Here is a 24,845-nt window from a genome sequence, read left to right as displayed (position 1 = left end):
TTGTGGATTGGAATTTCAAGTCTCTACTTATCTACCGCTACGACTGATTTACTTGACCGAATCAGTTACCAAGTACCCGCAGTATCAGTTACCAGTTAATAGACAAAAATCTTGGTACAAGCCCCTGTTTTTAAACATGGAAGTACAAAAAAATGTCCAAACGAGATACATAGTACGAGAAATACGGCGGACTTATACAAAGCCCCTCAATTTATTGATGGGTGCGGCTGGTACTTGGTCACTGTTCACTGTTCACTGTTTTACGTATTTGCTTTATCTACAAAGGCTTTCAGGCATAAAAAGTGCCTGAAAGTTCTAAAGTCCCATTAGGACAATAAGTGGCACCACTTAAAAAGTGCATTCCCAGGTGGAACCTGGGAACGAGTCGAACGAGTCGAATGACTAATAATTATTTCCCGAAACCTTTGCCGCGAGTGGTTGAAGGAAGACAAACGCAGTTTTCCAGTTGTTGTCGCAAAGCCTCACGATCCAAATTTTGACCAATAAGCACCAACTGGTTTTTCTTCTCACCTTTCCACTCATCATCATCCAGAGTAAAACGCTTACCGCAAAGGTGGAAAATATGACGTTTGGGACTTTCATCAAACCACATAATCCCCTTTGCGCGGAAGACTGTTTCAGGGAGTTGATTATCTAGAAAATACTGAAACTTCCTAATCGCAAAAGGCTTGTCAGTCTGGAAGGATATCGACGTGAAACCATCATTTTCTAAATGGTCAGAATGATGGTGATGTTCGTGATCATGCTCATGATTATGGTCATGACCGCATTCAGAGTGGTCATGATCGTGGTGGTGATGATGTTCATGTTCATGGTCATGTTCATGGTGATCATGGTGATGGTCATGATCATGCTTATTAGCAGCATCATTAAAGTACTTATCTGTCTCAAACAGACCGACGCTGAGAATTAAGGGGAGTGGCACTTGTGAGTGGTTAGTGCGAATAATTCTCGCTCCTTCCTTAACTTCGCGAATTTTTGCTTCCAGCGTCTCTAATTCTGCTTGAGAAACTAAATCTGTTTTGTTGAGCAGAATCACATCACCATAAGCAATTTGACTGTAAGCTGCCTGAGAATTGAATAAATCCAGGCTGTAATTTGCCGCGTCTACGACTGTAATGATTGAATCCAGACGGGTTAAGTCGCGTAACTCAGTCCCGAGAAATGTGAGCGCAACTGGTAGCGGATCTGCCAGTCCAGTTGTTTCCACAACGAGATAATCTATTTTGTCTTGGCGTTCCAAAACTTTGTAAACGGCATCTACCAAATCAGTGTTAATGGTGCAGCAGATACAACCGTTACTCAGTTCCACCATATTATTGTCATCGTCAGTGGAGATAATTAACTCATTGTCGATGCCAATTTCGCCAAATTCATTCACTAAAACAGCAGTCTTCAGCCCCTGCTGATTAGTCAGGATATGATTAAGTAAAGTCGTCTTACCGCTACCAAGAAATCCAGTAATAATTGTTACTGGCAATCCTTGTTTAGGCGCATCTATTGATTTCGATTCGGAACTAACTGCTTGCATAGCGATGCTGTGAAAAAGTCAAAATAGAAGAATGTAGCGCACAGAGTACAGAAAACACTAGCATAGGGATGCTGGTATTTCATCCCAGCCCTTCTCCTTCAGAGACGCTAGCGCCGAAAGTGCCAGTCCGTAGGACTTACGGGTTCCCAGTCGCTGTGAGAGCGAAAGACCCTCGTGCAGCGCTGTGTCACTGCCCTCCCCTATTATTACGTATCTCTATATTTAGTAAAACTTGGTTATGACCCTAACTGTTTACAATACACTCACCCGTCGCCAAGAACCTTTTGAAACCGTCGAACCCGGAAAAGTTAAGATGTATTACTGCGGCGTGACAGTGTACGACTACTGCCATTTGGGTCATGCTAGAGCTTGCATCGTTTGGGATGTGGTGCGTCGCTACCTGCAATTTCTTGGTTATCAAGTGCGCTTCGTCCAAAATTTTACCGATATTGACGACAAGATACTGAATCGAGCGCAGAAAGAACATTCATCAATGGAAGCTGTCTCTGAGCGCTTTATCCAAGCATATTTTGAGGATATGAGGCGGCTTGGAATTAAGGATGCTGATGAGTATCCTCGTGCGACTCACACGATAAATGGCATTGTGCGGCTCATTCATGAATTAGAAAATAAAGGCTTCGCTTACCCTGCCCAGGGCGATGTTTACTACGCAGTGCGCCAGTTTGATCAGTATGGTAAACTTTCTGGACGCAAATTAGAAGATATGCAAGCTGGTGCCAGCGAACGGGTGAATGTAGATGATCCAGAGTATCAGAAAAAGAGAGACCCGTTTGACTTTGCTTTGTGGAAAGCAGCAAAAGCAGGAGAACCCGCTTGGCAATCACCTTGGGGTCAAGGTCGTCCGGGATGGCATATTGAATGTTCGGCGATGGTGCGCGATCGCCTTGGGGAAACCATAGACATTCACGCTGGAGGTGAAGACTTAAAGTTTCCCCACCATGAAAATGAAATCGCTCAATCAGAAGCTGTCACAGGAAAACCACTGGCGCGTTACTGGCTGCACAACGGCATGGTAAAAGTGGATGGTGAAAAAATGTCCAAGTCTTTGGGCAACTTTATCACGATTCGGGAATTGCTGGATCAAGGAGTTGACCCAATGGTGGTGCGGTTGTTTGTACTTGGGGCGCACTATACTAAACCGATTGATTTTACCGATGAGGCGATCGCCGACAAGACAAACAGTTGGCAAACTCTTAAAGAAGGTTTACTCTTCGGTTATGAATACGGTAAACAACTCGGTTGGGAAGAATCATCTAAAATCGAAAATTCCTACGTTGAGCGTTTCCAAGAAGCTGTCAATGATGACTTTAATTTTTCTGGTGGGTTACCTGTGCTGTTTGAATTAGCCAAGGAACTACAACGCCAGAGAAATATTTTAGTACATGAGGGAAAAACCGAGACATCAAGTGCAGAACTACAAAGCAAGTGGCAGACTCTTGTCACATTAGCTCAAGTTCTGGGTTTAGAAGCCAAGATGTCAGATCAAACACCGCAAAATAGCGGCATAAGCGATGCGGAAATTGAGGCGTTGATTCAGAAAAGACAGGAAGCGCGTAAAGCGAAGAATTTTGCCGAAAGCGATCGCATTCGTGACGAACTACAAGCACAAGGTATTACCCTAATTGATAGCCGAGAAGGCACTAGATGGCACCGGAATTGAAAATTCAAGATTCAAAATTTAAAATTCAAAAGGAAGAATAAAATGCAAAATGACGAGTACAAATAAAGCAATTACAGATAGGACATTTGAGTTTGCTATCCGCATTGTTAAACTTTGCAAGGTACTAGATGAAAGTCCGGGAGTAGTGCAAACACTCTCCAAACAGTTGATTAAGTCTGGAACGTCAATTGGCGCAAATGTCGAAGAATCCGAATCAGCGCAAAGTACAGCCGATTTTATTAACAAACTAGAAATTGCGCTGAAAGAGGCTAAGGAAACCAGATACTGGATAAGACTTTTGATTGCGACTGAATTGATACCAGAAAATCGCTTACTATCTCTTTTGGGAGAAGTTAATGAACTCATCAGGATAATTGCTGCTATCGTCGTTAAAACCAAACAAAATCATCAAAAATAATTTTTTGAACTTTGAATTTTGAATTTTGAATTGTTATGTGGTCTGAACTTACAAAAGCGATCGCTCAAATAAATATACCTGCTGATTGGGTCGGTATTAGAGCCGTCAAAGATACTTCATATAACCGTCATTTCCGTGACGGTATACCTCAAAGCAACGGTAAATCTTCCACTACCGGAGCTATGCTCGAAGTCATGGTAAACGGCTGTATAGGCTATGGAGCTACCAATTCGCTGCAACTGCAAGATTTGCAAGCTGCTGCTGAAAAAGCGTATAAACAAGCACTAGCTGCAAGTGAATGGTGGATATATCCATTTAACGCGGTGAGAGAGCGTCCTAAAGTAGTTGGTCAGTATACTTCGCCGTTTCTTGAACCCTTGGATGCTCTTACTCCAAGGGAAATCAGCGATTTACTTGTGCGCATTTGCCAGACTTTAAAAGTCTCTGACCAAATTGTACAAACCACAGTTGTTGCCAGTACCAGCGAAAGGGAAACTTGGTTTGTCAGCAGCAACGGCTCTGAGGTGTATCAAAACTTCATGTTTTTTAGCACTCATTACGGAGCTACAGCACAAGATGGCGCGATTGTCCAGCAACGCACCAACAACGGCTGGCAAGCAAATTGTTACCAAGGGGGGCTGGAACTTTTCCAAGAACCAGACTTATGGCAACGGGTGCAGCAAATTGGTGAACAAGCAGTAGAACTGTTGACAGCAGAAGAATGCCCAACTACGCGTACCAATTTGGTGTTAGCGCCAGACCAGATGATGCTGCAAATTCACGAAAGCGTGGGGCATCCCGTAGAAATCGACCGAATTTTGGGAGATGAGCGCAATTACGCCGGAGGAAGCTTCGTCAGTAAGAGTGATTTCGGCAGTTTGGCGTATGGTTCACCCGCAATGAATATTACCTTTGACCCCACAGTACTGGGTGAATTTGCTAGCTATGGCTTCGATGATACGGGTGCTGTGGCAACACGGGAGTATTTAATCAAAGAAGGCGTTCTCCTGCGAGGTTTGGGCAGTCTGGAAAGCCAAGCAAGAGCAGGCGTACCGGGTGTTGCTTGTGCGCGTGCTAGCTCTTGGAATCGACCAGCAATTGACCGCATGGCAAACTTGAATTTAGAGCCAGGGGAAGCCTCATTTGAGGAAATCATTGCTGGAATAGAACACGGTGTTTACATGGAATCCAATCGCTCCTGGTCGATTGACGATCGCCGCTATAAATTTCAGTTTGGTTGCGAGTACGCTAAATTGATTGAAAACGGCAAACTCACCAAAACCCTCCGCAATCCCAACTATAGAGCCACGACTCCAGAGTTTTGGCACAATTTAGTAAAAGTAGGAAACTCCTCCACTTGGGAGATGTATGGTACTCCATTTTGTGGAAAAGGAGAACCAAACCAAGCGATTTCGGTAGGTCATGGTTCACCCACTTGTGTATTTGCTAACGTTGAAGTTTTTGGCGGCGGCGGTTGAAGAGGATGAGGGGGATGAGGAGGATGAGGGGGATGAGGGGGATGAGGAGGATGAGGAGGATAAAGGGTATATGAGGTGGAAATTCCTTAATTCCTAAATACTGGCTCTGCTCTCTACCTCCCTCTCCCCCTGCTCCCTCATCTCCCCCTGCTCCCTCATCTCCCTCATCTCCCTCATCTCCCTCATCTCCCCCTGCTCCCTCATCTCCCTCCACTCCCCCATCTCTCTGATCTACCCCTCAATTTACAATGCCCATGAAACACGAAGAACTATCTGCCTTAGAAGTCAGTTTTAACCAACTGATTGACACTCTTCTAGATAAGAAAGAAGATGAACAATTCACTGTGAGACTCAGCAGTGAACGCAGTCAATTTACTCGTTTCAATCATGCCAAAGTGCGACAAACAGGTTGTGTCGCTGATGGTTGGATTGAACTGACTTTAATGCAAAATCAGCGCAGTAGTTCTCGGCAATTTCCCTTTACTGGAAATTGGGAAGAAGATTGGCTTTTAGCATATCAAGCTTTGCAAGAACTACGCGAAGAACTTCCCCAGTTACCCGTAGATCCATATTTAGTATTACCATCAGGCACAAATACCAGTCGAGAAGTCCATTCTGGGAATTTATTGGCTGATGAAGTTGTCGTGCCAACGGTGCTAGAACAGGTTGCAGAATTAGATTTTACAGGTATATACGCTGGGGGAGTTGTTATTAAAGCTTATGCCGATTCCAGCGGTCAAAAACATTGGTTTAGTACTGATACTTTTACATTAGACTATTCTATATTCACGACCGAAGGACAAGCCGTTAAAGGAACTTTCGCAGGTAGTGATTGGAATTATGAAGCTTATGCAGCTAAAATTAGTGATGCCAAAAGACAACTAAAATTGCTTTCTCGTCCTGTAAAAGAATTACCACGGGGTCAGTACAAAACTTACTTTGCACCAGCAGCGGTTGCTGATTTATTAGCTATGCTTTCTTGGGGAGGTGTCAGTGAAGCTGATTTACAACAAGGGGGCAGTGCTTTAGCTTTACTGTGGCGCAAAGAAAAGCAGTTGAGTAATGCATTTTTTGTGAAAGAAAACTTTCAACGAGGGTTGGTGCCGCGATTTAATGAATTAGGAGAAATGGCAGCACCAGAATTGCCTTTAATTGAAAAGGGAGTTTTGGTAAATACGCTGGTGAGTTCTCGCACAGCAAAGGAATATCAAAAAACTGCTAACGGTGCTAATAGTTATGAGTCGTTGCGTGCGCCAGAAATCAATCCGGGGAATTTAAGATTTGAGGAAATTCTTCCTAGTTTAGATACGGGTTTGTATGTCTCTAATTTACATTACTTGAATTGGAGCGATCGCCCCACAGGAAGAATTACAGGTATGACCCGTTATGCTTGTTTTTGGGTGGAAGGTGGCGAAATTGTTGCCCCTATTGAAAATTTGCGTTTTGATGAAAGTCTCTATCGTTTTTGGGGAGAAAATCTCGTAGATTTGACAAATTTCCAAGAATTCGTGCCCGAAGTCGGAACTTACGAGAGTCGCCAACTTGGAGGCAGTATGGATCCCGGTATGATGGTAAATAATTTTACATACACCTTGTAGTGACGCTCAATATGGTTAATCAGCCAGAACCGAGCGAAATTCAAGTTAGAGCTAACTAGACCGAACCAGGCTAGAGATTGCTTGCACCAACACCCCTGGATCTATTGGCTTAGAAATGTGCTTTTGAAAACCTGCTGCAAGAGCTTGTTGCTGATTCATCTCACCAGCATAGGCAGTTAGGGCGATCGCTTTTATCTGTCTGCCTTGTGGCAATAAGGTTCTCACCTGCTGTATCAACATATAACCATCGACATCGGGCATCCCAATATCACTCAGCAGTACATCGGGTTGGGACTGGGTGAGAGCGACGAGTGCCTCGGAAGCTGAAGACACGGCTGTCACACTTGCGCCATACTGCTCTAGCAGAAAAGCAGTAAATTCCCGCGTGTCGGTATCATGATCCACTAGTAAAACTTTAACACGGCTCAAATCCAAAGACGGATCAAGCGCTCTGCTGTCCGCAAGAGTTGTTGGTTGAGTGGACATCACCGGTAGCCCGATTGTAAAGGTTGCTCCTTGCCCTTCACCAGGACTTTCTGCCGAAACTGTCCCACCATGTAGTTCGACCAAGTGACGCACGATTGCCCAAGGGGCAGTGCGCTCCGCGCAATCGCCAAGCCTAATCCCAGTCCACCGAACTTTCTTGTAGTCGCAGCATCCGCTTGGCGGAAGTAGTCAAATACGTAGGGAAGAAAATCAGGATCAATCCCCTTGCCCGTATCGCTAACGGTGATTTGGGCATGAGCACCAAGCTGCTCTAAACCGATGTGTACCTGTCCCCCTTGGGGCGTGAACTTGACGGCGTTCGAGAGGAGATTCCAAATCACTTGTTGCAAACGAGTTGAATCACCCGAAACCGGAGCAACGTTGGGTTCGAGGACTGCCTGTATCTTTATTGACTTGGCTTGTGCTGCCAGCCGCACCGTTTCCATCGCCGCTTGAATGATAGCTGCAAGATTGACCGAACCAACATTGAGGCTGAGTTTGCCCCGCAGAATTCGGGAAACATCCAGCAGGTCGTCAATCAGTTCCGATTGCAACTTGGCATTGCGTTGAATAGTTGCCAAAGCTTCTACCATCTTCGCTTCAGGGAGCTTGCGGCTTTGAAGTAGAGTAGACCAACCTAAGATAGGATTCAGGGGCGAGCCTCCTTCGGAGGAGCTTCGCTAACGCAACTCGTGAGATAACACTGCCAAAAACTCATCTTTCACCCGGTTGGCAGCTTCAGCTTCTTCGCGTGACGCTTCTGCTGCCGACCGTGCTTGCTGTTCTGCTTCGTATAACCTAGCATTCTCAACTGCAACCGATGCCATTTGCGCTAACTGCACCAGGATCGATTCGTCTGCTTGAGTAAACTCCCCCTCGTATTTGTCTGAAAGCTGAATCAACCCGATGTTATGTCCGTCTCGTCCCACAAGGGGAGCTGCCAGCCAACCCCGTATAGGAGGGTGGTTTTTTGCCTCCTTGCCAAAGCCTCGCCACCGGGGATAAGCTTCAAGTTCGGCTTGTGTCATCCGCATCGGGCGATTCATGTGACATAGGCAGGCGTAGATGCCAGATCCATCTGGTTTTTCATCGTAGTCTCGCCAAGCCGCATACTTATCAGATAGGTAAACAGCGTTGATTGCCTGTGCCCAGTTTTGGTTAATCGTCATGCTCGTGACAGACTGGTGAGCACCAATGATTGATGCTGCCTGTTCGGTAATCACTTGCAGGACTTCTTCAACCGAAAGAGCAGAATTGATTGCCAGCGCCGCCGTGGTCAATCCCTGCAACTGATTGGCATAGTGTCGTTCACGGGCAAGCAGGTGTTCTCGTGCAAGTTCGGCTTGCCTGCGAGCGGTAATATCACGAGAGATGCATAACAACCGTTCGACTTGCCCATCCGCTCCCTTAATCGAAGTCACTTTGTTGTCCCACCATTTCGGCTCGCCTGTCTGAGTTGGACGATAACCTTGAAAAGTGCCAACTCCGCCTGCTTTTGCGGTGTCGATTGCGTTCAGTGCAGCTTGCCTGTCCGCTCCTTGCCAGAACTCGCCCCAGGAACTGTTGAGGAACGGCGTGATGTCATTGATGCACAGCAACGCCTGACCTCCTGGACTCATGTACAAAAGCCGCCGTGACAAATCCAATACCTTGATGCAGTCGTCGTTACTGTCAAGGATCTGCCGATTGAACTCCTGACTTTGGCGCAACGTCGCTTCTGCAAGTTTGTGATTCGTGATGTCAATGAGTAATCCATCCCACACGTCTCCTTCTACTGTTCGCACGGCACGGGAGGTACCCTGAATCCATTTGAGTTGACCGGATGGTGTGATGATGCGTCCGGACCAGTTCCAAGGCAGAAAGTTTTGAACAGAGTGAGCAACAGACGTTTGAAATGACGGCAAATCGTCCGGGTGAATCAATTGCAAAAAGGCATTGGCATCTTGGAGAATTGTTTCTGGCTCCAATTCCAACAGTTCACGAGAGCGAGAATTGACAAAGGTAAACCGATGGGAACCTTCGCTGCAGGGCAAGAAGCGATAGACCATACCGGGCACGTTCGCCACCAGTGCTTCAAATCGGGTTTGACTGTGATCGAGTGCGGCACGGGTTGCCTGTTCACGATGCAACGCTTCCTCAGTGGTCTGACGCAGATTGATGCTGTGCAGGGCAGAGGCGGTGAAGCCTGCCAGACTGGTCATTAATCGCTGATCCTCGGCATCGAACTGATGCGCTCCTGAATGCGACATAATCCAAAGCGTGCCCAATGGTTGATTGTTCACGCACAAGGGCAGCACTAATGCCTCCACAATGGGAAACTGGGGATAATGCAGGCAGGTGAAATAGCGTTCAGGGTGGGCATACAGTTGCGGCTGTCTAGATTGAAGCGCGGTGCCACAGGGACTAGGGTTGTTTGGAATACTGGTTTGTTCTAAAAACTCTAATACGCCTGCGATCGCCACCCAATGAAACATGGATTCACCATTGGGAGCTGTTTCCAATAAGCTGATTCCGGCAGTATCCGCTTGACACAGAGCGACTGCAATCCGAACGAGAGTTTTGAGCATGGACACCGGCTCGTCCATGAGTTGTTGAGAGAGGGTGCGGAGGGCTTGGTTTTCCGCCGCTAAATCTGGTTGTCTCACCCGACGAGCAGCCAGTGCTTCTGTAATCAGGACATCCGCTTCAGTGAAGGCAATTTGGCGCTTTTGGGGGACATTGCCTGCAACAGCAGAGCGACCTTGGGAGCCATTGGAGGACGATAAATCAGTCATACAGTCTCCGTCCTCATTCGCAAAAGTATTTAGCTAACAAATCTTTGCCGCGATCGCCCCAAAGGGGCGGGAGAAAAGCGCCATCGCCCATTTGGTGCAGTAATGCTTCGATCTGCTTCAACGCCAGAGGCAATGGCTTTGTCCGTCCCTTCTCCCAACGATTTACGCTCTGAAATGAGACTCCCAACTTAGCCGCAAACTTCACCTTGAACCACAACAACGTCATCAGTGTCTGTAATCTGGACGGCAATGAGGAGGTCTTCAACTGCAACCAGATTTTGTGAAGAAATTTCCATATCATGTTAGCGGGAAAGTAAGACCCCCCAATGAAAAGTATGGGGGTTAAACTCATATGCAAGAAACGTTAACTTTAAGTGTTGCAGGCATTACATTGTTTAACTTCCTACTTTTGGCACATTAACATCAACTAAATTCTTAAAAGCAGAAACTTTCAACCGAGTCAGCATAATATCCTTCTGTTGGAACCGAAAGTGTTGCAATTTACCTGCGCCTATTTCTTCTTGGGAAATTGAGAATTATCGTCTAAAGAGGAGTCTGGTAGTAATTGTTGGCGTCCGTTGCGAATAACTCGCAACATATCCTGAAGATTCTGCTCAATATTTTCTAGGACGCTATCAGCGTAGTCATCGGCTCCTTGTTCAATGGCTTCTGCTTCTGCAATTGCCTGACGGCGCATTTCCTCGATTTCTTGCTGACAAGCCCGTCGCTTACGATCAATTTCTTCGAGGGTTTCTTGCAGCATTTCCTCACACTCTTGTTGAACCTGTCGCCGCAGTTCCGAGGCTTCGCGTTCTGCTTGTCTAATGATGTCACTTTCATCCAAAATTTGCGATCGCTTGGCTTGCGCTGCATCAACAATTTGTTGCCCGTACTCTTCCGCTTGTAGGAGAATTTCCTCCTTTTGCTGGATGATTGCTGCTGCTTCTTGAAAAGCTTCAGGTAAACAAAGCCGTATTTCATCAAGCTGATCGAGCAGCTTATCTTCATCCACCAACGTGCGTCGCGTTAGTGGAATGTTGAAACCGGCAAGAATCATCTCCTCCAAGCGGTTGAGTTCCTGCTGAATGTCTACGCTTGCTATTCGCGTAGCGTCTCCGTCGTAGGAGATTCCATCGGCAAACTCTTGCGGGGGGGGATTACTTCCGTTTTGATTTGGTTCGATACCGGACTGTTTTGGGCGTAGCATTGGGAAATATCCAGGGCAACGTGCGGGGGAACAAGATGATCGACAGAGCCACCAAACTTAGCAACCTCTTTTACCACACTACTACTTAAAAAACTATACTCATTTGATGTTGCTAAGAAAACTGTTTCTATTTGATGAGAAAGGGTTTTATTTGTGTGAGCCATCTGAAGTTCGACTTCAAAGTCTGAAATTGCTCGTAAACCCCGCAGTAGCACTTGCGCTTTCCGCATTTGGGCATAGTTTACGGTCAAACCATCAAAGGCGTCTACCTCCACATTAGCGAGATGTTTTGTAGATAGACGAATCTGTTCTAGCCGTTTTTGCACTGTAAACAGTGGATTTTTGTTAGGATTGCGCACGACAGCGACAATCACCTGGGCAAACAAGCGACTGCCGCGTTGGATGATGTCAAGATGTCCTAAGGTGATAGGATCGAAGCTTCCTGGATAAATGGCAATCACAATTACAGATGCCTCAAAGTTGTTTAGGTGATTATATCTAACCACTACTGGTTAGGAGCAACAAAGTGCAAGTTTTCATTGAAAAATCTAGGATGTTTGTCTTTGGTAAACTCTGTTGCACCTAGTGCCATACTCTTATTTATCTACCCTAAAAATAAAGTTCTTGATAAATACACTGCCTATGCTGCCTTCTTTACCCACAGCGACTTAAAATCAATGCTGTGGACTTTACAACAATTTTTGACAAAGTCAAGAGTAGGAATTTTGGATTTTGGATTGAATATAGAATTTAAAATCACCTCGCTATTGCCTTTAATCCGGGAGCATCCCACGCTCCGTGGTGCTTACGCCTACTAAGTGTGCGTATCCATACCTGGGGAAGAGTAAGTTCCCCATCTCGCTCTTAACAAGCACAAGTCAAATGTATATTAGCTTTTTATAGTCTTCTAGGTACTTTTGCATGGCACTGGATTTTTCCACCTTGCCCTTGGCATTTCAATTTACTTCTCCAGGACCGATTCTGGTGAAAATAGGACCATTAACTATCCGTTGGTATGGTCTTTTGATTGCTACAGCAGTATTGATTGGCGTAACGCTTTCCCAGTTCTTGGCAAAGCGCCGTAACGTTAATCCAGACTTGATCAGCGATTTGTCAATTTGGCTGGTTATTGCAGCAATTCCAGCAGCACGGTTATATTACGTTTTGTTTCAATGGTCAGAATACGCCCAGCACCCAGAGCGGATTATTGCGATTTGGCAAGGAGGGATTGCGATTCATGGAGCCATTATCGGTGGCGTTGTCGCAGCATTAATATTTGCCAAAATTAAGCAGATTTCTTTCTGGCAATTGGCTGACTTGGTGGCTCCTTCATTGATTTTAGGGCAAGCAATTGGACGGTGGGGCAATTTCTTCAACTCTGAGGCTTTTGGCAGCCCCACCAATTTGCCTTGGAAGCTGTCTATTCCACCAGAAAATCGTCCTCCAGAATTGGCTAATTTTGAGTACTTCCATCCCACTTTTCTCTATGAATCTGTGTGGGATTTGATGGTATTCGCTTTGCTGATAACTTTATTTTTTAGGAGTTTGTCGGGCAAACCAGCTTTGAAAACAGGTACGCTGTCTCTTGTTTATTTGGCAGGTTACAGCTTAGGACGCTTGTGGATTGAAGGCTTTCGCACGGATAGTTTGATGCTTGGACCGCTACGGATAGCACAAGTCGTGAGTTTATTGGGAATCGTCTTCGGTTTAGCTGGGTTAGCTTGGCTTTATATAGCTAAACGCCCTTTACCAGATGTCGTTTCCACCGTTGAAGCAAATGGAGAGAGGAGGTAAGCACATGAGAAGGAGGACTCTTGGCTCAAAAATAAAAAATGCCCCAGAGTGTTCTCCAGGGCTTAACCAGGGTGCATCTACCAATACACTTTTCTAGAAAGAGGGGTTCTATCCGGAAAGATACTGAGGAAATGCTAAAAAAATTTTTTTGAGGAATTGCTGTGTGTTCCCAGATGGATAAATATACGAGCCTAATAAGTAACAAAAAACTTTATAAAGCTTTAGAACCTACTGTTTATATCGTGGGTGCAGGACCTGGAGATCCAGAATTATTAACTGTTAAGGCGCAGAAACTGTTAGAAAGTGCCGATGTAATTTTATTTGCTGATTCCTTGGTACCCCAACAAATTTTAGAAATTTGCCGCGAAGATGCGGAGATTATTCACACTGCGAACAAGACTTTAGAAGAGATTTTGCCAGTCATCATAGAACGAGTGCGATCGCACAAATCAGTCGTTCGTCTCCATTCTGGCGATCCCAGTCTTTACAGTGCCATCCACGAACAAATGCACCTTTTGGCAGAGGCAGAAATTCCCTTTGAAGTTATACCAGGTATTAGTGCCTTTCAAGCCGCAGCCGCTAAACTCAAAGTAGAACTCACTGTTCCCGGTTTAGTCCAAACAATCATACTCACGCGCATCAGCGGACGCACAGAAGTTCCCGCAAGCGAGGAATTAGCAACGCTCGCGGCTCATCAAGCTAGCCTATGTTTATATCTAAGTGCGCGTCACGTTGAAGCAGCCCAAGCCAAACTGCTGGAACACTACCCAGCTGAAACATCGGTGGCTATTTGCTATCGCTTAGGGTGGAGTGATGAAAAAATTAGGGTTGTTCCCCTCAATCAAATGGCAGACTGTACTCACCAAGAAAATCTGATTCGCACCACACTTTACATAATCAGCCCTGCACTCTCACAAGCATCAGCACGCTCTCGTTTATATCATCCCGAACACAGTCATCTGTTTCGCTCTTCTCACCACTGAAGAGGACACGGGGACACGGGGACACGGGGACACAGGGAAACTTTCTGTCTGCGCGTCTCCCACTCTCCCTCATCCCCCTCATCCCCTCTGCTTCCTCTGTGCCTCTGCGGTTCGATAAAATTAACTGGGTAATTGGTACCATCAAGATTGGTAATTTTGAATTTTGAATTGTTATTATGCCTCTAATTAAAGTGCAAACTTCTGTATCTGCTCCTCTTGGAGAAGAAGTTGAAGCAATGCTCAAAAGCCTATCAGCTAAGTTAGCCAAGCATACCGGAAAACCGGAATCCTACATGATGACGGCTTTTGAAGCCGGAATTCCTATGACATTTGGCGGCACGACAGACCCAGTGTGCTACATCGAGATTAAGAGTGTCGGTACAATGAAGCCAGACCAAACTCAGGCGATGAGCCAAGACTTTTGCCAAGAGATTAACAAAGCCCTGGGTGTGCCTCAAAATCGTATATATATAGAATTTGCTGATGCCAAAGGCGCAATGTGGGGCTGGAACGGCACAACTTTTGGTTAAAGCCTACTTTAAGGAACAAAAACGCTCATGCTTGAACTGCGTCCTAATTGTGAATGCTGTAACAAAGACCTGCCGCCATCCTCGGCAGAAGTCATGATCTGTTCGTTTGAATGTACTTTCTGTCGAACGTGTGCTGACAGTATTCTACAGGGAAGATGCCCTAACTGTGGTGGTGAGTTGGTTCAGCGTCCCACCCGCCCATCAAACTTACTGCTAAGGTACCTGTCTCAACTAAGCGTGTGTACAAGCCTGAGGGCTGCAAGACAAGCGCTTAATCTATGCAGCATGAGTCATCTGCAAGAAAGAAAAATTGCAATGAAGATGACTTAGAACGAAGTGTTGGAAACCGCAATTATAAACCCAGGCAACTTGAGCAGCGGCAGTTTTAATCTTGTCAGCATCGACATTAGGAGCAAAAGTTTTCTCTGTTTTGCCTTCCATCTCTGTTAGTTCCGCTCTTATCAGCACGCACCAAGTCAGTCAGCTTTTGCGTATGAGTCACCGCTTTTGGTTTGTGCGAGATCGCCCTGTATGCGATCGCCTACGGCGGACGCTCCGCGTCATCGCACAACCGATTGGAACACAGCAGTGCATTGTGCGGTCGTGTGCCTTGGCTTGGATGAGAACTGCAAGACTGAAAACTGACCAGATGCAAAAGTTTCGAGAATCTGCTATCACCGTCGGTGCGATCGCTGTTCTAAGTGTTCAGCCTTTGTTTACCCAAATTGAACCACTCTTAGCGCAGCCAGCGCAATTGCAACCAAAATCGACAAATCGAGCTTCAAGCTTCCGGTTGCCTGCTCCGACTGGTTCTTACCAAGTAGGCACAACGGCTTACTACTTGGTTGATACCTCCCGCAAAGAGACTTACACTACTGAAGTCTACGATCTACGGACACGAAAACCGATTACAACTCCACCGCCGACGGATCGCCGTGAGTTAATGGTTTATGTTTGGTATCCTACGAATGCCAAGCCGGGAACAACCACTGCCCCTTACATGGATGAGGGCTTTGCGCTAGCTGCTGCTGAAGGCATGGGACGTGATTTTGGAGTATCGTCTGACCAATTCGTCCAATTAGTTACCCAAACCATTCAAACTAACGCTGTTCCAAAGGTGGCGATTGCGAATGCCTCGAAACGCTATCCAGTTCTCATTTTCTCGCCTGGTTTTGGCTCGACACCTAAATTTTATACAACACAACTCGAACAACTTGCCAGCCATGGTTATGTAGTCGTTGCGATTAATCCCACTTTTGAGGTGCCAGTCCTGTTTCCCGACGGACGAGTGATCACTCAATCAACGGTCTTCAATTTCTCCAAAGCTAAAAGAGCGAAAATTCAGCGTACCTTTAACCAAGCAGTTGAAATTCGGGCAAAGGATGTCAGCTTTGTGCTCAATGAGTTAAATCGCCTCAACATCAAAGACCCTCAAGGACTTTTCAGCGGACGTTTAGATTTAAATCGAGTCGGTATTTTCGGGCATTCCTTAGGTGGAGATACGGCTATCGAAGCAGTGTGGCGCGATCGCCGATTAAAAGCGGGAATCAACATGGACGGTGGCAGCTATGGCAAGCTTTTGGGCAGTGGAAATAAGGACAGATTAGATAGCCCATTCCTGCTGATGTCTCATGATGGTAGCGATGATGCGCTGCAATCGTTTTATCAACGGTTGAGAACCAATGCCTATAGCCTGACGCTCAAAGGTAGTAAGCACAATACGTTCATAGATTTTGGGGTAATACTACCCGCATTTTCAGCGAATTCAACAACTCAGGCAGAATCTCCAATCAAGCAAGCCCTTGGCTCAATTGAACCTCAACGGGCAGCCAAAATCATCAATGCTTACACATTAGCATTCTTCAATAAATATCTCAAAAACCAGCGTGAACCTTTACTTGACAGAGGTTCATCTGATTACCCAGAGGTGCTATTGGAATCTCGTAGAAAGCTGTCTAACAAGTTTTAAGTAGACTCTTCAGTGTTCCAGTGGTGAAAACCGCAATTATAAACCCAAGCAATAGGAACAGCGATCGCCTACCATAAAGATCCAAGGCGAATTTCTTAACTACCATGTCTGCTAAGTCTGTCTCTGTACTCCCCTCCCCTAAAACTCATACTCCACAACAACCAAACATCTCTATTCCACCGCTTTTAGGGGCAAGTGTAGAGGAGTTAACGGCTTGGGTGCATGATCAGGGACAACCAGCTTACAGGGGAAAGCAACTGCACGAGTGGATTTATCAAAAGGGAGTGCGTAGTCTCTCGGATATCTCTGTCTTTTCCAAACAATGGCGTGCTGAACTTGCAGAAATTCCCATCGGGCGTTCAAAGATACACCATCGCTCTGTAGCTCCCGATGGTACTGTCAAATATCTTTTACAACTAGCAGATAGTCAAATTATTGAATCTGTGGGTATTCCTACAGAAAAGCGCTTAACGGTTTGCGTTTCTAGCCAGGTAGGTTGCCCGATGGCTTGTGATTTCTGCGCTACTGGTAAAGGAGGCTACAAACGCAATCTTGCCCGCCATGAAATTGTGGATCAGGTGTTGACGGTTCAGGAAGATTTCCAGCAACGGGTGAGCCATGTGGTGTTTATGGGCATGGGTGAACCGTTGTTGAATACAGATCATCTTATCGGAGCTATCAAATCTTTAAATCAAGATGTAGGTATTGGACAGCGTAACCTGACTGTCTCTACTGTTGGGATACGCGATCGCATTCGCCAATTGGCTCAACACCACTTACAAGTCACTCTTGCTGTCAGTCTCCATGCTCCCAACCAAACACTACGAGAACAACTGATTCCCAGCGCCCGCCCCTATCCTATTGAAGATTTGTTGGCTGAATGTCGGGAGTATGTGGAAATTACTGGACGCCGTGTTAGCTTTGAATACATTCTCCTTGCTGGGGTGAATGATTTGCCAGAACACGCATTGGAGTTGGTAAAACGTCTGCGGGGATTCCAGAGTCATGTCAATTTAATTCCGTACAATCCCATCACAGAAGCAGATTACAAACGCCCCAACCAAAATCGAATTCAAGCTTTTGTCAAAGTCCTGCAGCAGCAAAAAATCGCGGTTAGTGTTCGCTACTCGCGTGGTTTAGAAGCGGATGCTGCTTGTGGACAACTGCGGACAAGCAAGAAATAGCAGGAGAAAGGAGTGGCGGAAGATGAGACAGATGAGTCACAGGGAGAGACGCGGTGACGCGGAGAGTTTTATCCATTCATTCCCCGTGTCACCCTTCGGGTTCGCAGTCGCCTGCTGTCGGGAAACCCTCCTGCAGCGCTGTCTCACCGCGTCCCCGTTTCCTCCTCAATTAACGCCGTGCATGAATACCTGGAGCATAAGCTTCAATAACTTTGCCAGTACGCGTGCAATTGATCATCAAGTAGTCACAGACTGGGCATTGCGTTCGAGTCAGCTGACTATCAGATAAATAATGCCTTTCACCTTCGCTACCACAGTTTGGGCAGCGAATTTTTTGTACTATCTGCATTTTTAAACCCTGGAATTTCATGATTTTTTTTTGAAAAAACGCAAATTCAACTTGTAAATCTATGAGATTGGCAGAATTGAACAAGCAATAAATTATTATTGCTTAAATTAACACAAAATTAGGTGTTAATTTTCATTTATATTTTCTTAATTATCTTTATTGTGAGGGTATATGCTATCCAACTAAGGATATATAAATTATTTCTAGAGGTTCAACTTTTATCAGAAATTGCATGATCCCAAACGCTAATACTTTGAGACTATGTTATTTGTAGTCATATCAACTTTGTTTTTTTGCTATAAGCCATTCCAGCTTTTTTAAAAGGTGATATTTGTAGCAAAGAGGTAAAAATTCAATAGTTTTGGATAATAGCAATCGTGATCTGCTCTTTATGGAGCGAAAGTAACTCATGTCCTCTGTGGCAAATCTTCGCCCTTTGGAAGTCTACTCTTTCCTAATGAATAAACCTGGGCAAGCAGAACCCATAAGTTAATGGCTCTATTGTGTAGGTGTATCCAAAAAGTATTAGTTAAAAGCTAACTCTATCCTTAGTTTTAGTAACAAAATGTTAACTTATCGCCGTAATTCCCCATCCGTCTATACGGTGGGGATTAGCCTCGTTAGTCTCGGATGTCTAAGCTCTACTTCAAAGACCGGTAAACGTAAGAATACTGGATCTATGAAGCAACTTGGGCAAATGAGGAGACAAAAATCCAACCGTCAATCGGATGGGGTTTTAGAAACCCCACCGTCTTTTACGGTGGGGTAGTTCATAAAGAAGAACTCCCAAACGCCAACACACGCCGTTGAATGAGCAACTGCCTGGTAGTATACTAAAGGCACTAGTGCTTGGCGACACGCTTTATCATGTTCAAGACGTCCAAAGCATTTGACATACAGATTTGACATACAGAAAGGATTACGCGCATCCAATGTCAGCCATCATCACTCCGGAACGCCCTGACACGTTCGATGCTATCAGCTTGATTACAGAGCTGGAAGCCCTTCTTGAACCCCTTTATCCTTCCGAAAGCCGTCATGGGTTCAGTGTTGACAAGTTGCTTGCCGAGGACGTGGCGTTTTTCCTGCTGTGTGCAAACAAGACGCCGGCGTGTTGTGGCGGCATCAAATTGGTGGGCAATAAGTATGGCGAGATCAAGCGGATGTATGTGCGTCCACAATTCCGTGGATTAGGGTTCGCGAAGTTGATGCTCAATCATTTGGCAGACTATGCTCATGCTCACAACATCACGTTGCTGCGCTTAGAAACTGGGGTTCACCAGCGAGAAGCAATCGGGCTTTACGAGCGACTGGGCTTTTACCGCATTCCCCCGTTCGGTCCCTACACCGACGACCCACTCAGCCTGTGCTATGAGAAGCGGCTCACGTGATGATCACGCTTGCACGATCGCCTAGCAAATGCCTGAAGATGTCCTATCAAATTCTGTTTAGCGAACAATTTTTCCTTCTGGTGTCGTAATAGCAATTTGAAAAAAGAATGCGACAGATACACACTCCGAAACCCTCGTTATCTTAGGCTTTCTTAATTTTGAATTTTGTAGACGCCCCCTGGGCGGCTTCCCGCAGGGTATTTTGAATTTTGAATTGGCATAACTCCCTCTTGTCCTTCCGTCGAGCTGGAATGGTAGTACACAAGCCCAAGACTCAACAAACCAGCTACTACAAAAATGATTGGTAATAACTTCACCTTAAGCCTAGAGACAGTAGCAGGAGGCTGCGTTGGAGCAAAGCTTGTCCTGGCTGGGTTGGTTTTCGGCTGCGATACATCCTCTAACTTAGCGGTTTTCTCAGAATCATTTAGGCTAGAGGCAATAGCAGGAGGGTGCGTTGGCACAGAGTTTACTATAGCTATTTTGGTACTCGGCTGAAGTTCATTCTCCAATTTCAGCGCTTCTTCAGGAGGCTTCGCCCCTTCTAGCATTATATTGACAATCTCTGCATAGGCATCTGTCCACGCTTGCTTGACTTCTGGCGTCCAGTCGGTTCCTAAATAAAATTCAAAGGTTTTTAACAGCGCTGTACCCACCATCGGATAATGTTCCTCGATAGTGGCGTATCTTACATGTCTTTCTCCTAAATCCCTCAGTATAGTCTTTAAATAAGCAAAGTTCCGTAAATTGTAAATTACCAACACCAAAGTCATCATTAACTTCTTGTCCTGCTCTTCCATATTGGTGTTGGCAAACAACGGCTCAAGCTGAGGATTGTCAGTAAACAGATTGTAATAGAATCTTGATGCGAACTGTGTGGCGTAAGGTTTAATGCCCGCAAAACTTTTTTCTAAAACCTTGACATTCAAAGAAGACATAGTACCGTTGGTAGCTCATAAAGTCTGCTTGAGCCAATCTCGCTCTGGATTGACCGAAAACTGCATGGCAGATCATTCCCAGCAGATAAGCTTTAGCCAAACCATGAAAACCGTCCAGCAAGTGTCCTTAGACTTCTTGCATTTATTCCAAAAAAAATGAATAATTCACCGCAGATGGACGCGGAAGTAGATGGACACAGATGAAACTCACATTCCGCAATCTTGTCTAATTTCTCACTGCGCTGCTAAGAGTGAAAACTCACCACGAACCGATGCGCCTTATCGCGTAACCGCCAGAATAGTTGCACCCCTACTTGTTCTGCGTCGGTTTTTAGTGGTTCAGATGTCAGCAAAAAGTAACTTTTGCTACTACTGCTCATTGCCTTGATGTTAATGCTGAATTTCCAGATTTAAGATGTAGCGTCCCAGTTGGACTTTTTCCGCCCACAATTCATATTCCACCCGCAAATTCCTTGGTAGCGGATGTCTGTCAAGCACCAATATATTAGTAAAATTACGTAAGCTTATTGGTTTATTAGGTGGCGATGACTCAGTTGGCAGCCAATAACGACTACTGCCAGAAATGCCTTGTTTCCAGATGTGACGGTAATTCAACTGAGCGTTACCCTGCATCGTCATAATGACGCGGTTAGGGGAAATTTCCAACCACCAGGTTCTGGGGCTGGTGGGGGCGATTGCGCCAAGCGCAGTGCCAGAGGCAATCGCCTCTTCGGAGCTTTTATTTGGCGGTGCGGTTAATAGTAAATGGAATCGGTCACTGTCCTTTTGAGACAATGTTGCGGCAGCATCGACTACAGACAATACTGGCACGTCTGTGGAAACAAGCGATAGGCACACGGGCTTACGGTGTTCGGTCAGCATAGGAGTGATAAGGAGTAGGGATGCTTGGAGGCAATGAGCTACATCAGAACTGATGCATTCACTATGTGATATTAATTATACCCATATTATTTCCTACTTATGGTAGATACTTTATAAATCTCAAGATAGATGCTGTTTCCAGTTAAATTTTATATTTTTGATAATATACATAAAATAAAATATCTATTAATAACTATATAATTATTTATAAAAATAAATTTAGCAAAAAGCGCTTTCCGTTTAAATCAGACAAGTGAAAACCGCACGACTTGGTGGATTTTCGTCAGTGGATACAACCGCCTACTTGATCTGTGCAACTCTCAAATACAGCGCTTTTCGTTTGCATAAACTACAAACCAGACGTTTGGGGTTAAAGCGATTGCTTCGCGCACGCAAGTGTCGCAGGGGTGCGCTTGACGTGCGTCAGTACCTCAAGACGGATGGAAATAATCGTAGATATCTTGAGCCAAACGTGGACCAATACCCGGAACTTCAGCGATTTGTGCGGGTGTTGCTTGCCGAATATAATCAACAGAGCGAAAATGCCCTAAAAGCTGCTTTTGTCGATGGTGTCCCAAACCAGAAATTTCATCTAAACGCGATCGCTTTAATTTATCACTGCGCTGCTGTCTGTGAAAACTCACAGCGAACCGATGCGCCTCATCTCGCAAACGCCGCAAAAGTTGCACTCCGGGTTGTTCTGCGTCAGTTTCTAGCGGTTCGGACTCTCCTGGTAAAAAGATTTCTTCTCGCCGTTTTGCCAAACTCACAACTCGCAAATCTTCCAATAAATTCATTTCTTGCAAGACTGCGACAACAGATGACAACTGTCCTTTACCACCATCTATCATGACAAGGTCAGGCCAATCGGGATTTCCTACTCGCGGTAGTTGTGGATCTTCGGCATATTTGCGAAAGCGACGCCCAATAACTTCGGCGAGACTGGCAAAATCGTCTGAGTGTCCTGTTGTGACTGTGGGATTTTTAATTTTGTAGTGGCGATAGTGCTGCTTGGCGGGTAAACCGTCAATAAACACGACTTGGGAAGCGACTGCATTTGACCCTTGGATATGGGAAATGTCGTAACCTTCGATTCGGTGGGGTAACTCGGGTAAATCGACAATGGCGGCTAAATCTTGCATCGCTTCTTGGTTGCGATCGCCCAATTTTTGCATTCGTTGCAATTCATATTGAGCATTACGTTCCACCATCTCAATTAATTCTGCCTTAGTTTGTCGCTGGGGAGCCAAAATGGTCACTTTTCGTCCCTTACGCCCAGTCAAGACATCTGCGAGTATCTCCCCATCAGGTAATTCGTGCTGTACCAAAATTTCTGTGGGAATTTCTACCGAGTCAGCAGTTTGATAATGCTCTTCCAACACTCGTTGTAAGATAGCACCAGGTTCAGCATGAGCATCTGCGACAAAAGCAAGGCGTCCTACCAATTGTCCAGCGCGAATCTGGAATAATTGAATGCAGGCGAGTTGTTCGTCTGAGAAGAGTGCGATCGCATCACGGGAAACTGTATCATCTGGTAAAGACACTTTTTGGTCAGCATTGAGCGACTTTAATCCAGCAATTTGGTCACGAATCCGCGCTGCTGACTCAAAGTTCAGTGCTTCTGCTGATTTGTGCATTTGCTCGGCTAAGATATCTATCAGTTCCTGACTTCGACCTTGGAAAACCATCGCTATTTTTTGGACGATTTTGCGGTATTCTTCTGGTGAAATCAGCTTTTGACAGACACCTGGACAGCGTCCCAAATCGTAATTCAAACAAGGACGGTCTTTAAATAACGGTTGAGGACGTTGTCGCAAAGGAAAGATACGCTTGCACAAGCGCAATATCTCCCGCAGTAGGCGAGAATCGGTATAAGGTCCGTAGAATTTATCTTTTTCTTTACCGAGTTGACGTTTACGAGTGATAAAAATACGTGGATAATCTTCTGACCAAGTAATACAGACGTAAGGATATTTTTTATCGTCTTTAAGTAGGACGTTGAAGTATGGCTGGTGCTGCTTGATCAGATTAGCTTCCAGCGCCAAAGCTTCGGTTTCGGTATCGGTGACAATGAATTCGATTTCTGTCACCTGCTTAACCATTGTGGCGATACGTTCGCTGAGTCTTTGGGAGTCTCGGAAATAAGAACGAACACGCGATCGCAACTTCCGCGATTTACCTATATATATGATGCGATCGCTCCCATCTCGCATCAAATAAACTCCCGGTTCCGGCGGAATTTCTTGTAGTCGGCGCTCTAGGCGTTCAGGTTCTTTAACAAGTGGTACGGTTTGAGCGGATGTTGTCACAACCAGTGTTTGGTAATTTTACATTTTTTACCTATATCTATTTTAATAAAAATTACTGTTATTTTGCCTTGATTTCAGATTTTTCCAATCAATCGGGACATACCTTTATTTTTTTATAAGTCAACAGTTAATTAGGGCAGAATACCACACCTTCTATGCGATATTTCTCTACACCCTTCATAAGGGGCATCCCATATGTTTAAATTTATTGTCATGCTGTTCGAGGATATTAAAAAATCAAAATAATCATTATTACAAACAATTAATATAGAACCTTTAAATGATTTGTTAAAAAACAAGAACCCCGACTTCTTTAAGAAGTCGGGGTTCTGAATCAAGTCAATTTATGCGCTTAGCGCAGGCACTTCACACAAATGAAAAACTCCACGCCACTTGCGCTTGGGGAGTTTTTGGGCATGGGGAATCGGGCATGGGGCATGGGGAAGAAGCTACCAATGCCCTATGCCCTGTGCCCAAGCGACGGGGCGACTATCCCTCTCCACGCCACTTGCGGGATGGAGTTGAGCGTCGCTTTCAATGAAATAAAATTGCTATATAAACTCTTCTTCGACAGCAACTGCCTCAACCCAGACAGCGAGCTTCAACCTATTAGTGATGACGCCGTAGAGGTTGACGACTAGCGCGAAGCGCGTGCTACTAAATTTCTTTTCTTGCCAGGCTAAACTTAAACTGGATAAAGTCTTCAGCAATATTTACTAACAACAATAGGACAAAACAATGACTAAAAAATCAAAGAAAAACTTTCGCTCAGAGTGGAGAACGCTAACCGAACTTGGGACTGAATTTGGTAAATCAGCCGTTGCTTTTGGAAAACTTCTTAAAGAACATGGCTTGCGCGATTCTGACGGCGAACCAACACCGGTAGCCAACGGACTTTTCCAGAGAATTGAAGCTAAGCAAGGCAAGCCCTACTACCTGTGGAATCACAAGGGGATTGTTGCATTCCTTAGATCTAAAGGTATCGAGCCAGTAAGTGACTCTAAAGATGCGCTCAAAGATACCGAAGCACGTAAACTAGCGCGTTCCTACATAGAGGCTCAAAAGTTAGATGACCAAGGAGACAAACTTGGTTACATGATGTTAGGCGAGATGGTTGATGACATTAGAAAGATTGGACTGGAACGCTTTAATGCCGCATTAAAAGCAGTTGGTTACAAAGGCGAGCCAGTGACATTAGAAGATTGGTAAATATTTTCAATAGACAAGATTGCATCAGTAGATTCCATCTGTGTCCATCTGGAGGACACTGCGCCCTTGGGGGTTCCCCCCGTTGTTCGCGTAGCGTCTCCGCAGGAGATAGC

At 45.3% G+C, this 24,845-nt stretch carries 24 protein-coding genes and 1 pseudogene; 14 read left to right on the top strand and 11 right to left on the bottom strand.

Annotated features, from left to right (window positions below; all coding sequences use genetic code 11):
- Positions 1-409: 409 nt before the first annotated feature.
- On the bottom strand, positions 410-1,552 hold the full coding sequence (locus tag ACM0OZ_RS14450) for a CobW family GTP-binding protein (protein ID WP_414583511.1): 1,143 nt from the start codon (positions 1,550-1,552) through the stop codon (positions 410-412).
- 238 nt (positions 1,553-1,790) lie between these two features.
- On the opposite strand from ACM0OZ_RS14450, the gene cysS reads away from it, so the two are divergent.
- From cysS to ACM0OZ_RS14435, 3 genes are read left to right on the top strand one after another with little or no spacing between them, the layout of a single operon-like run.
- Positions 1,791-3,233 carry a cysteine--tRNA ligase gene (gene cysS, locus ACM0OZ_RS14445; protein WP_414583510.1) on the top strand — a complete coding sequence of 481 codons (1,443 nt, stop codon included), beginning with the start codon at positions 1,791-1,793 and terminating at the stop codon, positions 3,231-3,233.
- A 49-nt stretch (positions 3,234-3,282) separates the two neighbouring features.
- Positions 3,283-3,651: a four helix bundle protein gene (locus ACM0OZ_RS14440; RefSeq protein WP_414583509.1), complete on the top strand. Its 369-nt coding sequence runs from the start codon at positions 3,283-3,285 to the stop codon at positions 3,649-3,651.
- A gap of 35 nt (positions 3,652-3,686) precedes the next feature.
- The gene (locus ACM0OZ_RS14435; RefSeq protein WP_414583508.1) at positions 3,687-5,129 is read left to right on the top strand and encodes a TldD/PmbA family protein; all 1,443 of its coding nucleotides are present in this window, start codon (positions 3,687-3,689) and stop codon (positions 5,127-5,129) included.
- Here the strand turns inward: ACM0OZ_RS14435 and ACM0OZ_RS14430 are convergent.
- Positions 5,098-5,343 carry a hypothetical protein gene (locus ACM0OZ_RS14430; protein ID WP_414583507.1) on the bottom strand — a complete coding sequence of 82 codons (246 nt, stop codon included), beginning with the start codon at positions 5,341-5,343 and terminating at the stop codon, positions 5,098-5,100. The two genes, ACM0OZ_RS14435 and ACM0OZ_RS14430, sit on opposite strands and share 32 nt — an antisense overlap.
- Positions 5,344-5,383: 40 nt before the next feature.
- Between ACM0OZ_RS14430 and ACM0OZ_RS14425 the strand changes: the two genes are divergently transcribed.
- A complete protein-coding gene (locus tag ACM0OZ_RS14425) occupies positions 5,384-6,727 on the top strand; it encodes a TldD/PmbA family protein (RefSeq protein WP_414583506.1) in 1,344 nt (447 codons plus the stop codon).
- A gap of 51 nt (positions 6,728-6,778) precedes the next feature.
- Here the strand turns inward: ACM0OZ_RS14425 and ACM0OZ_RS14420 are convergent.
- The 4 genes and pseudogenes from ACM0OZ_RS14420 to coaD all read right to left on the bottom strand — a co-directional run bounded on the left by ACM0OZ_RS14420 (position 6,779) and on the right by coaD (position 11,655).
- A pseudogene (locus ACM0OZ_RS14420) lies at positions 6,779-9,912 on the bottom strand (ATP-binding protein).
- 88 nt (positions 9,913-10,000) lie between these two features.
- Positions 10,001-10,237 (bottom strand): helix-turn-helix domain-containing protein, encoded by a 237-nt coding sequence (locus tag ACM0OZ_RS14415; protein ID WP_414583505.1) that lies wholly within the window; start codon positions 10,235-10,237, stop codon positions 10,001-10,003.
- Positions 10,238-10,498: 261 nt separating this feature from the next.
- Positions 10,499-11,194 (bottom strand): DivIVA domain-containing protein, encoded by a 696-nt coding sequence (locus tag ACM0OZ_RS14410; RefSeq protein ID WP_414583504.1) that lies wholly within the window; start codon positions 11,192-11,194, stop codon positions 10,499-10,501.
- Positions 11,086-11,655: a pantetheine-phosphate adenylyltransferase gene (gene coaD, locus ACM0OZ_RS14405; RefSeq protein WP_414583551.1), complete on the bottom strand. Its 570-nt coding sequence runs from the start codon at positions 11,653-11,655 to the stop codon at positions 11,086-11,088. Before coaD ends, ACM0OZ_RS14410 begins: the two co-directional genes overlap by 109 nt.
- A 102-nt stretch (positions 11,656-11,757) precedes the next feature.
- Between coaD and ACM0OZ_RS14400 the strand changes: the two genes are divergently transcribed.
- The 5 genes from ACM0OZ_RS14400 (at position 11,758) to ACM0OZ_RS14380 (ending at position 14,831) form a co-directional block, all read left to right on the top strand.
- Positions 11,758-12,012: a hypothetical protein gene (locus tag ACM0OZ_RS14400; protein WP_414583503.1), complete on the top strand. Its 255-nt coding sequence runs from the start codon at positions 11,758-11,760 to the stop codon at positions 12,010-12,012.
- A gap of 103 nt (positions 12,013-12,115) precedes the next feature.
- Complete coding sequence (gene lgt, locus ACM0OZ_RS14395; protein WP_414583502.1) at positions 12,116-12,988, top strand: prolipoprotein diacylglyceryl transferase; 873 nt, start codon at positions 12,116-12,118, stop codon at positions 12,986-12,988.
- A 173-nt stretch (positions 12,989-13,161) separates the two neighbouring features.
- Positions 13,162-13,971: a precorrin-4 C(11)-methyltransferase gene (cobM, locus tag ACM0OZ_RS14390; RefSeq protein ID WP_414583501.1), complete on the top strand. Its 810-nt coding sequence runs from the start codon at positions 13,162-13,164 to the stop codon at positions 13,969-13,971.
- A 176-nt stretch (positions 13,972-14,147) separates the two neighbouring features.
- Positions 14,148-14,501 carry a phenylpyruvate tautomerase MIF-related protein gene (locus ACM0OZ_RS14385; RefSeq protein ID WP_414583500.1) on the top strand — a complete coding sequence of 118 codons (354 nt, stop codon included), beginning with the start codon at positions 14,148-14,150 and terminating at the stop codon, positions 14,499-14,501.
- Positions 14,502-14,528: 27 nt separating this feature from the next.
- Positions 14,529-14,831 carry a DUF1272 domain-containing protein gene (locus tag ACM0OZ_RS14380; RefSeq protein ID WP_414583499.1) on the top strand — a complete coding sequence of 101 codons (303 nt, stop codon included), beginning with the start codon at positions 14,529-14,531 and terminating at the stop codon, positions 14,829-14,831.
- Here the strand turns inward: ACM0OZ_RS14380 and ACM0OZ_RS14375 are convergent.
- On the bottom strand, positions 14,778-14,942 hold the full coding sequence (locus ACM0OZ_RS14375) for a hypothetical protein (protein ID WP_414583553.1): 165 nt from the start codon (positions 14,940-14,942) through the stop codon (positions 14,778-14,780). The genes ACM0OZ_RS14380 and ACM0OZ_RS14375 overlap by 54 nt on opposite strands.
- A gap of 52 nt (positions 14,943-14,994) precedes the next feature.
- On the opposite strand from ACM0OZ_RS14375, the gene ACM0OZ_RS14370 reads away from it, so the two are divergent.
- Both ACM0OZ_RS14370 and rlmN read left to right on the top strand, forming a co-directional pair.
- The gene (locus ACM0OZ_RS14370; protein WP_414583550.1) at positions 14,995-16,470 is read left to right on the top strand and encodes an alpha/beta hydrolase family protein; all 1,476 of its coding nucleotides are present in this window, start codon (positions 14,995-14,997) and stop codon (positions 16,468-16,470) included.
- Between the two features lie 104 nt (positions 16,471-16,574).
- Positions 16,575-17,654, top strand: a complete 1,080-nt coding sequence (gene rlmN, locus ACM0OZ_RS14365) for a 23S rRNA (adenine(2503)-C(2))-methyltransferase RlmN (RefSeq protein WP_414583498.1) — start codon at positions 16,575-16,577, stop codon at positions 17,652-17,654.
- A gap of 169 nt (positions 17,655-17,823) precedes the next feature.
- On the opposite strand, the gene ACM0OZ_RS14360 is transcribed toward rlmN, so the two are convergent.
- Positions 17,824-18,003 carry a replication restart DNA helicase PriA gene (locus tag ACM0OZ_RS14360; protein ID WP_414583497.1) on the bottom strand — a complete coding sequence of 60 codons (180 nt, stop codon included), beginning with the start codon at positions 18,001-18,003 and terminating at the stop codon, positions 17,824-17,826.
- 932 nt (positions 18,004-18,935) lie between these two features.
- Here ACM0OZ_RS14360 and ACM0OZ_RS14355 point away from each other — a divergent pair.
- Positions 18,936-19,394: a GNAT family N-acetyltransferase gene (locus ACM0OZ_RS14355; RefSeq protein WP_414583496.1), complete on the top strand. Its 459-nt coding sequence runs from the start codon at positions 18,936-18,938 to the stop codon at positions 19,392-19,394.
- A 152-nt stretch (positions 19,395-19,546) separates the two neighbouring features.
- Here the strand turns inward: ACM0OZ_RS14355 and ACM0OZ_RS14350 are convergent, their stop codons facing one another.
- The 3 genes from ACM0OZ_RS14350 to uvrC all read right to left on the bottom strand — a co-directional run bounded on the left by ACM0OZ_RS14350 (position 19,547) and on the right by uvrC (position 23,523).
- Positions 19,547-20,332: a globin family protein gene (locus tag ACM0OZ_RS14350; RefSeq protein ID WP_414583495.1), complete on the bottom strand. Its 786-nt coding sequence runs from the start codon at positions 20,330-20,332 to the stop codon at positions 19,547-19,549.
- A 390-nt stretch (positions 20,333-20,722) separates the two neighbouring features.
- Entirely contained in the window at positions 20,723-21,214 is a 492-nt protein-coding gene (locus tag ACM0OZ_RS14345; RefSeq protein ID WP_414583494.1) for a hypothetical protein, read from the bottom strand.
- A gap of 431 nt (positions 21,215-21,645) precedes the next feature.
- A complete protein-coding gene (uvrC, locus tag ACM0OZ_RS14340) occupies positions 21,646-23,523 on the bottom strand; it encodes an excinuclease ABC subunit UvrC (RefSeq protein WP_414583493.1) in 1,878 nt (625 codons plus the stop codon).
- A gap of 346 nt (positions 23,524-23,869) precedes the next feature.
- Between uvrC and ACM0OZ_RS14335 the strand changes: the two genes are divergently transcribed.
- Both ACM0OZ_RS14335 and ACM0OZ_RS14330 read left to right on the top strand, forming a co-directional pair.
- A complete protein-coding gene (locus tag ACM0OZ_RS14335; RefSeq protein ID WP_414583492.1) occupies positions 23,870-24,064 on the top strand; it encodes a hypothetical protein in 195 nt (64 codons plus the stop codon).
- A 197-nt stretch (positions 24,065-24,261) separates the two neighbouring features.
- Positions 24,262-24,732 (top strand): hypothetical protein, encoded by a 471-nt coding sequence (locus ACM0OZ_RS14330; protein ID WP_414583491.1) that lies wholly within the window; start codon positions 24,262-24,264, stop codon positions 24,730-24,732.
- The last annotated feature ends 113 nt before the right edge of the window (positions 24,733-24,845 follow it).

Origin of the sequence: Scytonema sp. PCC 10023 (genome assembly GCF_963920835.1) — a bacterium.
GTDB lineage: Bacteria > Cyanobacteriota > Cyanobacteriia > Cyanobacteriales > Nostocaceae > Kalymmatonema.
Note: the sequence above shows the minus strand (reverse complement) of the source record. Positions and strands in the feature narration are given on the sequence as shown.